The organism is Marinobacter sp. AC-23 (assembly GCF_001858325.1).
GTDB lineage: Bacteria > Pseudomonadota > Gammaproteobacteria > Pseudomonadales > Oleiphilaceae > Marinobacter.
Genome location: NZ_MBPP01000065.1, coordinates 1 through 12,751 on the forward strand (window position 1 = coordinate 1; position 12,751 = coordinate 12,751).

14 protein-coding genes and 1 pseudogene are annotated in these 12,751 nt (G+C 55.0%); 7 read left to right on the forward strand and 8 right to left on the reverse strand.

Features of this window, described 5'->3' with window-relative positions; translation table 11 throughout:
• Positions 1-77: 77 nt before the first annotated feature.
• Complete coding sequence (locus BCA33_RS16625; protein WP_071267613.1) at positions 78-836, reverse strand: S9 family peptidase; 759 nt, start codon at positions 834-836, stop codon at positions 78-80.
• 422 nt (positions 837-1,258) lie between these two features.
• On the opposite strand from BCA33_RS16625, the gene BCA33_RS16630 reads away from it, so the two are divergent.
• The 5 genes from BCA33_RS16630 (at position 1,259) to BCA33_RS16650 (ending at position 6,339) form a co-directional block, all read left to right on the forward strand.
• Positions 1,259-2,845: an FMN-binding glutamate synthase family protein gene (locus BCA33_RS16630; protein ID WP_071267615.1), complete on the forward strand. Its 1,587-nt coding sequence runs from the start codon at positions 1,259-1,261 to the stop codon at positions 2,843-2,845.
• A gap of 51 nt (positions 2,846-2,896) precedes the next feature.
• Positions 2,897-4,072 carry an ADP-ribosylglycohydrolase family protein gene (locus BCA33_RS16635; protein ID WP_071267616.1) on the forward strand — a complete coding sequence of 392 codons (1,176 nt, stop codon included), beginning with the start codon at positions 2,897-2,899 and terminating at the stop codon, positions 4,070-4,072.
• Between the two features lie 68 nt (positions 4,073-4,140).
• Complete coding sequence (locus BCA33_RS16640; RefSeq protein ID WP_071267618.1) at positions 4,141-4,896, forward strand: amino acid ABC transporter substrate-binding protein; 756 nt, start codon at positions 4,141-4,143, stop codon at positions 4,894-4,896.
• Positions 4,897-4,921: 25 nt separating this feature from the next.
• A complete protein-coding gene (locus BCA33_RS16645; RefSeq protein ID WP_071267620.1) occupies positions 4,922-5,596 on the forward strand; it encodes an amino acid ABC transporter permease in 675 nt (224 codons plus the stop codon).
• Positions 5,593-6,339, forward strand: coding sequence for an amino acid ABC transporter ATP-binding protein (locus tag BCA33_RS16650; protein WP_071267622.1), 747 nt, complete (start codon positions 5,593-5,595; stop codon positions 6,337-6,339). Before BCA33_RS16645 ends, BCA33_RS16650 begins: the two co-directional genes overlap by 4 nt.
• A 28-nt stretch (positions 6,340-6,367) precedes the next feature.
• Here the strand turns inward: BCA33_RS16650 and BCA33_RS16655 are convergent, their stop codons facing one another.
• The 6 genes and pseudogenes from BCA33_RS16655 to BCA33_RS22220 all read right to left on the reverse strand — a co-directional run bounded on the left by BCA33_RS16655 (position 6,368) and on the right by BCA33_RS22220 (position 10,590).
• On the reverse strand, positions 6,368-6,562 hold the full coding sequence (locus BCA33_RS16655) for a hypothetical protein (RefSeq protein WP_071267630.1): 195 nt from the start codon (positions 6,560-6,562) through the stop codon (positions 6,368-6,370).
• 14 nt (positions 6,563-6,576) lie between these two features.
• Positions 6,577-7,739 (reverse strand): annotated as a pseudogene (locus tag BCA33_RS22915) (YeeE/YedE family protein).
• Between the two features lie 74 nt (positions 7,740-7,813).
• The gene (locus BCA33_RS16665; protein ID WP_071267624.1) at positions 7,814-8,770 is read right to left on the reverse strand and encodes a sulfurtransferase; all 957 of its coding nucleotides are present in this window, start codon (positions 8,768-8,770) and stop codon (positions 7,814-7,816) included.
• 194 nt (positions 8,771-8,964) lie between these two features.
• Positions 8,965-9,810: a DUF547 domain-containing protein gene (locus BCA33_RS16670; RefSeq protein ID WP_071267632.1), complete on the reverse strand. Its 846-nt coding sequence runs from the start codon at positions 9,808-9,810 to the stop codon at positions 8,965-8,967.
• Between the two features lie 88 nt (positions 9,811-9,898).
• Positions 9,899-10,444 carry a TVP38/TMEM64 family protein gene (locus BCA33_RS16675; RefSeq protein WP_254774529.1) on the reverse strand — a complete coding sequence of 182 codons (546 nt, stop codon included), beginning with the start codon at positions 10,442-10,444 and terminating at the stop codon, positions 9,899-9,901.
• Positions 10,423-10,590, reverse strand: coding sequence for a hypothetical protein (locus BCA33_RS22220; RefSeq protein ID WP_254774530.1), 168 nt, complete (start codon positions 10,588-10,590; stop codon positions 10,423-10,425). Before BCA33_RS22220 ends, BCA33_RS16675 begins: the two co-directional genes overlap by 22 nt.
• Positions 10,591-10,768: 178 nt before the next feature.
• On the opposite strand from BCA33_RS22220, the gene BCA33_RS16680 reads away from it, so the two are divergent.
• Both BCA33_RS16680 and BCA33_RS16685 read left to right on the forward strand, forming a co-directional pair.
• Positions 10,769-11,386 (forward strand): TetR/AcrR family transcriptional regulator, encoded by a 618-nt coding sequence (locus BCA33_RS16680; protein WP_071267626.1) that lies wholly within the window; start codon positions 10,769-10,771, stop codon positions 11,384-11,386.
• A 28-nt stretch (positions 11,387-11,414) separates the two neighbouring features.
• The gene (locus BCA33_RS16685; protein WP_071267628.1) at positions 11,415-12,170 is read left to right on the forward strand and encodes a lipo-like protein; all 756 of its coding nucleotides are present in this window, start codon (positions 11,415-11,417) and stop codon (positions 12,168-12,170) included.
• 21 nt (positions 12,171-12,191) lie between these two features.
• Here BCA33_RS16685 and BCA33_RS16690 read toward each other — a convergent pair.
• The coding region (locus BCA33_RS16690; protein ID WP_071267634.1) for a YbhB/YbcL family Raf kinase inhibitor-like protein at positions 12,192-12,751 on the reverse strand (560 nt) is incomplete at its 5' end.

A 12,751-nucleotide genomic window follows, 5' to 3' on the forward strand; every position in this document is an offset into this window, starting at 1 on the left:
ACCACAATTGATTGATAAGTTTTGCCCATGATGAATCTCCTTAATCTGCACAGTGAACAGGATTTCTTTTTTATGCTCTAAAGATACCGGCTGGACCAAGCCACGAGCATATCCGCAACATACTCCGCATCCGCAGCTCTTGATAGCAGATGGTCGGCATTATCAAGGGAAATAAAGCTTTTGGGATGCTTGGCCGCCTGATAGATAGTGGCCGCTTCGTTGATACCCACAACCTCATCAATCGGCGAATGGAAAATAATCAGTGCCTTACGCAGATTACCGATATGGTCCGGTGTATTCCATTGCACCAGATCATCCAGCATCTGCGGCTTTACATTGAATGTCCGACCCGCCAGGGTCACTTCGGCTTCACCGGACTCACGAATCTCGTCGGCCTTGCTGTCAAAAAGATGCTGGACGTGATGGGCGGTAGCCGGTGCCCCGATGGTGGCAACTGCTTCAAGGGACGGCATGCGCTGGGCTGCCGCCAAAACTGCGGCGCCTCCCAGGCTGTGACCAATGATCATTCGCGGCGCTTCGTAGTGTTGCTTGAGGAATTCGCCGGCCGCCAGCAAATCCTCGATGTTGGAGGAGAAATTGGTATTGCCAAAGTCCCCGTCACTGCTGCCCAACCCGGTAAAGTCGAAACGCAACACACCAATTCCCTGCTTCACGAGGGCGCGCCCTATCCGGGACGCTGCAGCAATATCCTTTCCACACGTAAAACAATGGGCGAATAGGGCCATAGCATAAGGCTTGCCCTGGCCCGGCAACTCCAATAAGCCCGCAAGATTCTGACCCTGAGCGTTTGCGAACTCGACTTTGGATCTTGTCATAGTGTTTTTCCTTGCCCGTTTAGATGGTCTACTTTTAATGGACTACCAAGCAGTGCCAATTGTTACAGCAAAGGCCATGAAATGACGTTTTTCTTTCGTGAGAATCGCTGCCCTATCCCATTAGCACTCCTCGATGTTCTGGTGATTGACAACCGACCTGAAGTTCATTTTTGAATGTTCATCATGGATCTATAACTCCGCTATACAGAGGCACCTTCTTTTTTGTAACAGATCGGCTGCTACCAGTGTCTACATGGTGCGGGCAACAGCGAACCGTGGGCTGCAGTCGATCACCAAAACCGCTGATACCGTAGCGGACGTAAGGAGTTCGGCACAGCAATCCAAGCCACCCGGCTTCACAAACCCGTACGAACCTCAGGACTCCTGGGGTTCTGTTCGCGATACAGAACAGGATTCCCCTTATGGTCTTTCGTCAAGCTTTTATAGTCTCCGGTCTGGCCCTGGCCGCCACGTTGGTTATTGCCGGCACTGTCTGGCCGGGCATTAACTGGGCCTGGTTGATCATAGGGCCGCTTTTTATTCTGGGCATTCATGACCTTACCCAGAATAAACATACTCTCCTCAGGATCTATCCGGTTATCGGTCATTTCCGTTACTTGTTCGAATCGGTTCGGCGGGAGTTGCAGCAGTACTTTGTGGAATCCGATCTGGACGGCGCTCCGGTCAATCGGGAATTCCGCAGCCTGGTTTATCAGCGCGCAAAAAAGGCTAACGATACCCGCGCCTTTGGCACCATCTTTGATGTCTACCGCGACGGTTATGAATGGGTAAACCATTCCGTTGCACCCAAGGCGTGCCTTCCAACCAATTTGCGGATCACCTTTGGCGGGACGGAATGCACCCGGCCCTATGAAGCCTCCCCGTTGAACATCTCCGCCATGAGTTACGGCGCCCTCAGCCGCAATGCGGTGATGGCACTCAACCGCGGCGCCAAACTCGGAAATTTCGCCCATAACACCGGCGAAGGCGGGGTCAGCGACTGGCACCTTGAATACGGCGGTGACCTGATCTGGCAAATCGGAACCGGTTACTTTGGTTGCCGCACGCCAGAGGGCGCATTCGATCCGGATCTTTTCGCAGAGCAGGCAGGGCTGGATGTGATCAAAATGATCGAGATCAAGCTGTCCCAGGGGGCCAAGCCCGGGCATGGCGGTTTGCTGCCCGCCGCCAAGGTCACCGAAGAAATTGCCCGTATTCGTATGGTGCCCATGGGGGAGGACGTATTGTCACCCGCCGGGCACTCGGCCTTCTCCAGCCCTGTTGAACTGCTCCAATTCTTAACGCAGCTGCGAAAACTCTCGGGCGGCAAGCCGGTGGGCTTCAAGTTATGCCCCGGCAACAAACGGGAATTCCTCGGTATCTGTAAAGCCATGCTCGAAACCGGTCTGCGGCCGGATTTCATTACCGTGGACGGCGGCGAAGGCGGTACCGGGGCTGCGCCGGTAGAACTAACCAACTCGGTGGGCATGCCGCTGCGGGATGGCCTGCATTTTGTACACAATGCGCTTCGGGGCATCGGTGTTCGCAACAAAATAAGAATCATCGCGTCCGGTAAGGCTTTTTCGGCGTTTCACATGCTACGGATGATGGCTCTGGGGGCCGACACCGTGAACTCAGCCCGCGGCATGATGTTGGCACTAGGCTGTATCCAGTCCCGCAGTTGCAACACTAACAAGTGCCCCACTGGCATCACCACCCAGAACCCTGCTCGCTACAAACAGCTGGACGTGTCCGACAAGGGCGTGCGGGTCGCCAACTACCATCACTCATACATCGGAGCCCTGGCGGAACTGCTCAGCATCCTGGGCAAGGATCGACTGGAAGATCTCGAGCCCGCGGATATCAATCGGCGAGTCAATCAAAGCAGCAACATGACCTATGCCCAGCTGTATCCCTGCATTGAGGATGGCTGTCTTTTGCGTACGGACTGCGCCCCGGATGCCTGGGCCAGTGACTGGCATCTGGCCGCAGCGTACAGTTGGCGCTAAAAACGCACTGTTTTAATCTTGAATTCTGAACAAGACCAATGAGGATTTCCAATGACCTACACCGTGTCCAGCGACAGAAAAGCCACGATGATCGCCGCCCTTGCCGGTGGGTGGGTTGCAGATGCCGCCAGTCTCGGTTTGCACTGGCTGTATGACAGCCAATGCATCCATGACGTTGGCGGCGCATCACCGGAATTTCTACCACCGAAAGCCGACTATTTCAAAGGCGGTTTCGGTTACTTTGCTCATGAAGGCAAACAGGCGGGTGATATCAGCCACTATGGTGCAGCCACAGGGGTGCTGACCGACAGCCTGCTGGCTCATAATGGCACCCTGGATATCCGCGATTACCAGCGGCGTTTTCGGGCGTTCTTCGGGCCCGGTGGCCGCTGGCAGGGTTATATCGACAACCCCACCCGGGGCACACTGAACAACCTGAGCTCCATCGAACAAAAAGCTATTGAACAGGCCCTGTCAGCCACCGCAGTCAAACTGACGGACAAACAAAAGCGGATGTTGGTTCAAAAGGTTTTACCCTACACCCTTCACCTGAGCGGCGAGCAACTGGCAGGCCCTGTCCGCAAGGCCATAAGCCTTACCTATCAGGAACCGGAGATACAGGAAGCCGGTGTTCACCTGGCCGAGACCATAGACCATCACCTGCTGCCGGAAAGTGGCGCCGACGATATGCAACTGCCGGCAATCTCAAAGCTGCCACCACTGGTGGCAAGTTATTACGGCAGAGACAACCTGCTGACGGTCGTAGAAGCTGCAGTGCGGGTGACCAATCACAATGACGAAGCCGTGGCTTGGGCAAAATGCGCTGCGCGACTTCTGGATCATCTTTTTCGGGGCAACCCCATGTCAGTGGCTCTGGACGCGGGTACTGCTGAAGCACCGGCCTCGGATAGCCTCAACAAAGCCCGGACCGGCTCTGTTCTGGACGCTCCCGGCGCGGGCGACGCCTATGGCCGCACCTGTTATCTGTATGAGGCGATGCCGGTGATCTTTCATATTCTGAGCCATGCTCGCAACTATACAGAAGCCATTCGCGCCAATATTCAATGCGGGGGCGACTCCTGTGGACGGGCCTGGATCATTGGGCCGGCCCTGGCAGCACTTTACGGTGTCGGCGGTGAGCACGGCATTCCTCTAAGCTGGCTCGCACGGCTTAAGGATGCCCCTGCAATCATCGCCAATGTTGAATCACTTGTTGAGAACAAATGAAGGGCGTAATTGCCCAATTTTCACCCCCGACTATGCTTCAGGTACGATGCACGCCGGAAGGAGGCTTTATGAAAACACTATTGATCAATACATTGTTGGCAATTTCCTTGTTCGCAAGCGCACCGTTGCTTGCACAGGATAAACCGTTGAGGGTCGGGATGTCCGGCCAGTATTTCCCATTTACCTTTGTGGAGCAGGATGAGCTCAAGGGTTTTGAAGTCGATGTCATGAACGCGCTGGGCAAGGAGATGGGGCGTGATATCCAATACGAAACCGCCAACTTCTCCGGCCTGTTTGGCATGCTGCAATCCGGGCGCATCGACACAGTTGCCAACCAGATCACCATTACCGACGAGCGGAAGAAGGCGTATATTTTCAGCGACCCTTACGTTTATGACGGTGCGCAGGTTGTCACCAAAGAAGGCAATACCGAGGTTAGGGGTGTGGAAGACCTGAAGGGGAAAACCGTTGCTGTGAACCTGGGCTCTAATTTCGAGGCCCTCCTGGAGGAGCTTCCCTATGCGGACCAGATCACGATTAAAACCTATGAGAGTAATCTGGAGCGAGACACCGCCCTGGGCCGCGTGGATGCGTTCGTGATGGACCGGGTCAGTGCCAGCCAGATTATCAAAGAGAAGCCCTTGCCTCTTGAACTGGCAGGCCCCACCTTCTCACAGATCACCAATGCCTACCCGTTTCACGACACCGAAGCCGGACGAGCTCTACGAGATGAAGTTAACAAGGCCCTGGAGACCCTGCGTGATAACGGCACCCTGGCGTCCATTTCCGAGAAGTGGTTCGGCACGGATATCACCCAGCCTTAAGGGGCACACCGAGGCCTGATTCCCTATGGACGTGTTGAACGTCGAGTATATGCTTGGTCTGGTACCTGTTCTGCTCAGGTACCTGCCCCTCACCCTGCAACTGGCGGGCATCGGAATGGTGCTTGCGCTGTTTCTTGCCTGCCTGTTTGCCGTTGTCCGGGTGCTGCGCATTCCGGTGCTCAACCAGCTGACTATCGTGTTCATTTCCTTCTTCAGGGGCACACCACTGCTGGTGCAATTGTTCCTGTTCTATTATGGGCTGCCCCAGCTGTTCAGTGCACTAACGGTAATAGATGGCGTCACCGCGACAGTCATGGGCCTGACCATGCATTTTTCCGCTTACATGGCCGAATCTATCCGCGCCGCCATCGTAGGTGTCGACCGCAGCCAGACCGAAGCCGCTCTATCAATCGGCATGACCAATGGCCAGTTGATGCGGCGGATTGTCCTGCCCCAGGCTACCCGAGTGGCATTACCTACTCTGATGAACTACTTCATCGACATGATCAAGGCGACCTCTCTCGCCTTCACCTTGGGCGTCACTGAACTGATGGGCGCCACCCAAAAAGAGGCGGCCGGCAGCTTCCTGTACTTCGAGGCGTTCATTGTTGCCGCCATCATGTACTGGATCGTGGTTGAACTGCTTTCCAAGCTTCAGAACTATCTGGAAACCCGCCTGAACAAGGCCTATAACCGATGATCAAACTGGAATCACTGAGCAAACATTTCGGCAAGACCGTTGTTCTCGACGGAATCGACCTGACCATTGAGAAGGGCGAAATTGTGGTGATCATCGGCCCTTCGGGAACCGGCAAATCCACCCTGTTGCGCTGCATCAATTTCCTGGAACAGCCCACGTCAGGAACCATGACTGTGGGCAATCTCACGGTGGATGTAAACCGGGCCAGCCGGGGGGACATTCTCGCCATGCGACGACAAACCGCTTTTGTGTTCCAGAACTACGCGTTGTTTGCCAACAAGACGGCGCTGCAGAACATTGCCGAGCGTCTGCTGGTGGTGGATAAATGGCCCAAGGAAAAGGCTTACCGAAGGGCCCGCGAAATTCTTGAGCAGATCGGCCTGGCCGAAAAGGCAGATGCCTACCCCGCCTCCATGTCTGGTGGCCAGCAGCAACGGGTTGGCATTGGCCGCGCCATGGCCGCCGGTGCCGAGGTTATCCTGTTTGATGAACCCACGTCGTCACTGGATCCCGAGTGGGTGGAGGAGGTGTTGGGACTGATGAAACAGCTGGCGTCAGAGCGCCAGACCATGATGGTGGTCACCCACGAAATGTCTTTTGCACGGGACGTGGCCGACCGCGTGATCTTTATCGACGGCGGCCACATTGTGGAACAGGGCCCACCCAGCGAGATTTTCCATAACCCGAAGGACCCCCGAACAAAGGATTTTCTGAAGAAGATCCTGGCCACCAACCCTGTATGAAAGAGTACCGGCTAGCTTATGTAATGGGTCAGTCTCGTGTCGACGGGCAGGGTGCTCCACAAGGCGCGCAGGCTGTTTCATCCCGCTGGCTCAACGCTGTTTGCACGTTGCCCTGCCCGGAATTGAACGCAAAGGTAGGGCTGCTCAGGTGGTCTGCCATAATCAGTACCAGAATGACCCCAAGCATTACCAGAATGCGGGCGGGGCTATAAGCTCGTTCCATGTTCTTCTCCCGCATCAGTTGGGCAGCCGGAACCAGGGCCGCAAACGAATACCTAGCAAAGACCCGGCGAAGGCGCAGGCAAACCAGATCCAGGCGTGCAGGCTGGCTGAGGCAATTCCTGAAAACAGCGCCCCGATGTTGCAGCCAAAGCCCAAACGGGCACCGTAACCCAGCAGCAAACCACCTACCACGGAGGCCAGGAATTGGCGACCTTCCGGCCGGTTACGGCTCGCCTCATTAAAACGGTTGGCCAGGCCCGCCGCCAGCATGGCGCCGAGCAACAGCCCGAAGTTCATTACCGAGGGAGCGTTGGTGAGCACCGAATCCTTCAAGGCCATAGCAGGGTATTCCCAGGTCCAGAACTCGAACTGGGACATATTCACACCCACCACTTCCAGGGCTTTGGCGCCCCACACGTTAAAGGCAAAGGTAATGCTCCAGGGGGCGCCGCTGATCGCCAGGGTCAGCGCATTACCCGCAGCGAGGATCAGAATCGCCCAGGTAAACGGCCAGCGGCCACTAAGCAGGGTTCTGAATACGCCATGCCCTTGGCCTTTCCAGAGCAGTTCATCCCGCTCAAGATTACCGTGAGCCTTGCGTTCAACCCGGTTAACCCAGCGGGCAATCAGGCCTAGCCCCACAAGCTGAACAACAATTGCACCACTGACCCCAAAAGTATTGACCAGTGGCACCGGGTCAAAGCCTGGCTGATCAAGCCACCAGGCAGATGGATAGAGCCAAGCACAGTGCCAGCTATAAAAAACACCAGCGTAACCACCATGCGGATGTTGCCGGCGCCTACGGTAAACAAGGTGCCAGAGCCACACCCCCCGCCAAGCTGCATGCCAAGCCCGAAAATGAAGGAGCCTACAACAAGAGACGTGCCCACCGGTGCAACAGCACCCACAAGCCCGGCCTGCCCGCTGTAGAGCATGGGCACCATAATCACGGAAGAGAGACCAAACAGCATCAGTTGGGCACGCATACCGGCGCCCCGCTTTTTAACCACCAGATTGCGCCAACCTGCGGTAAAGCCGAAGGCCCCGTGATACAGGGCCATGCCCAACACAGTACCAATTACAAACAGCGCCACCATGAAGGGCGCTGTTTCCAGCCAGATCAGCCCACCCAGCAAGGCAAAGCCTGCCAGCGCGGTTGCTACAATAAATCGATCCATCTGCAGCCGGGCTGCTGAAGCCCGGGCGGGAGAATTGCAGAATCTGTCATTACGAGTCCACTCGGTTAAGCAGGTTAGTTAAACAGGTCGAGAAGCTTGCCAAGCCCTTTCTTCGCTACCTGCATCGGGCGACTGCTGTCCTGAGACCACTCCGCCATGGAGCCATCGTAGAGCGCCACTTCCTTGAACCCTGCCAACTCACTCAACACGAACCAGTCTGTGGCCGCCCAGTGGCCGGTATTGCAAAAAGCGATGGTGCGGGTTCCAGGATTCAGCTCGGCCTGATTCACCTGCGCGGTAATACTTTCTTCGTTCAGGTACCAGACTGCGTTTTGTTCACCAAGAAAGCCTGCGTGGGGCAAACTGCGGGAACCGGGAATTGTGCCAGGGGCTTTGGCGTCCGGAGATTGGTTTTCGCCTCTGAAATAGTCGCTCGGGCGCGCATCCACCAGTTGTGCCTGGCTATCTCTGGCTTCCTGAACCTCCTCCAGAGTTGCAAGCAATTCCGGCTGCAGGGTACCTTCAAACTGCACTACATCCCGCTGATTCCCCTCACCGCTGTCCACCTGGTAACCAGCAGCCTTCCAGCCAGCAAATCCACCGTTGAGAATGGTCACCTCGTTGTGGCCCAGCACTCTGAAGGTCCAGTACACACGGGCGGCACTTCCGAAATCGGTTGCGCCCGTGCCGGCAGGTACAACCACCACGGTATCGTCGTTGCTGATTCCCAGGCTACCAATCAGGCGCTCCATGCTTGCGACAGGCGGCAACAGGCCCCTGACGCCGTCCCGACTTTCGCGCCAGCCATCACCGGTGTAGCTGCTGTAAACAGCCCCGGGGATATGGGCGTTCTGAAAACTGCTGCGATCGCCACCGTTGTCGATACCGGAGCGAACATCCAACACCACTAGGTTATCTCGCTCGAGGTGCGCTTCAAGCCAGCTGGCATCAACCAAAGGCGGTGTTTTATCACCATCCGCCCACGCAAACGAGCTGGCAACCAGTAGAACAATGGCCAATAGACGGCTCATGGCGCTTCTCCTCTATTACTATCAGTTTTTGAGCGATCATTATAAATTCTATTTCCAGTAATTAACAGCCCTGCATATATGGCATTTGGTTATATGAAAACCCCTGATTTTTCGTGCTTCTTCCCGGAAATCTATAACACAACGGGCCAGCCAGTTATCGATACCTCGTATGCGCGGACTGGCCGAGAGCGGAATTAACGCAACTCGGGAAAATTAGCCGGGCTGTTCAAAGTCCAGTCATAGTCGATGAATTTTATGGTTTCTGTGTCTGCCACTCGATCTGCCACTACCGGATCAGCCCATTCTTCAATGAAAGCCTTCTCAGAACCGGAAACCTCGGTGAAGTCCTCTTCGTACCATTTAAATAGTTCGGTGACATAGAGCGCCTCACCGTTTACACGGAGGTGATGCTCTGTGCTGAACGCCCGACGGGTATTTTCTGCGAGCATGTCTTCCAGATTATCTGCAGTATAAAGGGTGTCCCGAAGTGGCGGGCAGCCAACCGAAGCACAGTTCACTGCAAAATGAACGCGGGCATCTTTCCAGCCCTTGTCGGCATAATCGTCGCCCAGCAGGATTTCCTTTTCAATCTCATTAAGACTGTACGCTCGCCCTCCGATAGCAAAGCTCTTTTGTTCAAACACACTGTCAACAAACGGATTCACCCGGCCACCATAATCCCAGACGGACGAAACCAGTTCACCATCTGGTCGCTCAGTGAGTATCTGGGCAACCATGAAAAAGTTGTAGGCGTTAATCCAAAAGGCAACGGATTCCTCTCGCCCCTCCAGGGTCTCGGGCTTGAATCCCATCAGTTTGGCGCGTTGGTCCGCCAACGTTTGTTGCAGGTCATTATCGGCCAGGGCAGACCGGTAATCGAAGGCGGAAACCAGTCCGTCACCGGGTAAGGTCTGTTCGTCCAGATAATCGGTAAGAAGGCGCTGATAACCCGCATAAAACCCGGAATTAATATCGGCCCACGCCAGGGCAGGCATAACAAGAAAGGCCAGAACAAATGACAAACGTCGGTAACCAAGCATAATCGCTCCCAGTTGCATCGGGTTTTTAGTGAAGAGTGTGGTTACAGACAACAGACTTCGCTTTCTGTTACACAGAACGGACATAGGCTCAAACATCACCATCCAGATGCAGCCAACGGGCCAGCCTGGAGTTCGTGTGCCGGCCAAGATAAATCGGCAGGGTGCTCATAAGCACCAGGACAATAACGGCGGCTATCACCGTCAGCACTGGATTGAACTCAAAGCTCTGGCCAAGCCCCGCAAAAACAAAGGTCATTGGCAGCATACCCACAGTGGTCGCAAGCGCGTATCGCCAGAGGTGTATTGCCGTAACCCCGGCGGCATAACTGACCAGTGCGAAGGAAAACAGAGGGATCAGCCGTGTCAGCAGTACCGCAACAAACAGGAAGCGCTGCGACCCCCGCGCCGAGAACATCGGATTGTGTTCCAGCTTTTTCTGAACGGCATCACGCCCGAGAATCCGCGCCAGGTAAAACGCAATGAGCGACCCCGCGAGCGCGCCAACCACCGCAATGGCCGTTCCGGTATACATGCCATACACCAAGCCTGCTGCGGCGCTGATGGGCAGTGTCGGGATGGGCCCGACAACTACCGCGAGGATCATCAACAGCATTAGCAACAGTGGTCCGAACATGCCTGATCGTTAAGCCACTCAGACAGCGCTGCTGGTGCCAGACTTACCGGCATACCCAGTTTACGAAGGATCAGCCAAATAGCCCCCATCACGAGTGCGATAGTGATCAGGATAGTGAGACGGAAGGCCCATTGTGAACGGTTCATCAGGGTATTCTACCGGTCACGTTGGGAGCGGGAAGGGTTTTCGGCAATATGGTTGATATAGTTGCTCATCACTTGCTGTGACAACCCCAAAATCACCCCCAACACCGTAACTATTAATGAGCGATCCTTCAAGCTATAATTGAATGCACACTCAAAATCGTAATTTACGGTGATTTCCATGGCAAGAAGTCCCAGTTTTGATCGAGAAGCGGCCCTTAGCCAAGCCATGGGGCTGTTCTGGAAAAAGGGTTATCACGGGAGTTCAATGAAGCAGATTGAGCAGGTTCTGGATATGCGCCCAGGCAGTATCTACGCAACGTTTGGAAGCAAAGATGGGCTCTATTCTGAAGCGCTGGCTCGTTATGCAGAAGCTGCAGGTGCAGAGCTTGCCAAGCATATGGCAGGCTACGACTCCATTCTGGACGGGCTCAAATGCTACCTCCGAAAAATCGCGACCAGCTGCACCGATAAAAACGAGGCTCCCTCCCGGGCCTGTCTCATCGTTAAAACCCTACTAGAGGCAAGCAATACGCACGCTGGGCACTCACACCAAGCGCAGGAAATCCTCGGAGCCATCGAGCAATCTTTCTCGGAATTGCTAGAAAAGGCCAAACAACGGGGCGAACTAAAAGATTCAACAGATTGCACCCGCTTGGCCCGGCTGATGCAAAGTCAGATCATGGGCTTGCGCTCCATTGCAGAGCGCAACCTCTCTTCCGGGGACCTGGAAGCTTTGGGCGACGATATGGCGCATATTCTTGACGCTTACAGCTGCCATACTAGTGTCTATAGTTAACCGTTAACATCCTTCACCGGAGCGAAGAATGTTCCTGAACTGGCTGGCAAAGCACCTCGCTGCTTATCTTTCCAAGCAGGTGTCACATCACTCAGTGCGTACCTCCACCTATGAGACTCTGGAAAATACGCTCCGGCCCGGAGATGTGTTGCTGATTGACGGTGAAACGCGCATCAGCATGGCAATAAAGTACCTGACCCAATCGGCCTGGTCTCATGCGACGCTCTATCTGGGACCCGATGCCGGGCTGGGGATCACCGAGGACGGCGAGCCTCACACACTGATTGAGGCAGATCTGGAGCTGGGCATTCGCACTTTACCGCTGTCTTTCTATCGCAACAGCCATACCCGCATATGCCGCCCTGTAGGGCTTGATGACGATAACATTCGTGTGCTCACCGATTACGCTCTAAGCCGGCTGGGCAACCAGTACGATCTGAAGAACGTGTTTGATCTGGCCCGCTACCTTATTCAAACGCCCCCGGTTCCTTCGCGGCACAGGCACAAGTTGCTGGCGTTCGGAAGTGGTGACCCAACACGAACCATCTGCTCCACATTTATTGCTGAGGGCTTCCAGCACCTGCACTACCCCATACTTCCAACCATCGACACTATTCCTTCAGACGATCCAAACTGCACAGACTGCATTCGGGAGCACTATCGAATTCGGCAAACATCCTTATTCACGCCCAGAGATTTTGATGCATCGCCGTATTTCCGGATTATCAAACCAACACTGGAAAACAGCTTCGACTTCAGAGCCCTAAACTGGGCAGACTTATAACCTGCCCAGTCACTATTGGCCTTAGCGCAGATCCGGGTTCAGCGTGTAGGTTCCGGTAACCCTGGCACTGGCCAGAACGTGGCCTTCCATGGCGTTACGCACCGCCTCGCCATCAAATTCCCCCGAAAGCCCCAGAGACTCTACATCCAGGGCATGCACTTCGTAATGATAGTGGTGCAGCAGCTCATCGTTCCAGGGCGGGCAGGGGCCGTCGTAGCCGCTGTAGGTGCCTGCCATATCCGGGTTGCCGGCCAAAAACTGGGTAAAGTTGTTCACCCCACGCAAGCCGACTGGGCCTGGGCCGCCGTCTTTACCCTTAGGCGTCACACCATCGCTGTCTTCGCCTTCGGGAATAAGGCTGACACGAGCAGGAATGTCTACCAGCAGCCAGTGGAAAAAATCCACCCGTGGAATATCCTTTGAAATTGTTTTGCCTTCCTGGTTTGCATCATCCGCAATGCTGGGCACATCTGGATCAAACATCATCACCACAAAGCTTTTCGTGCCTTCGGGTGCATCATTCCAGGATATTTCCGGGTTTCGGTTGGGGCCAAAACTCATGTGATCTTCCGGGTGGAACA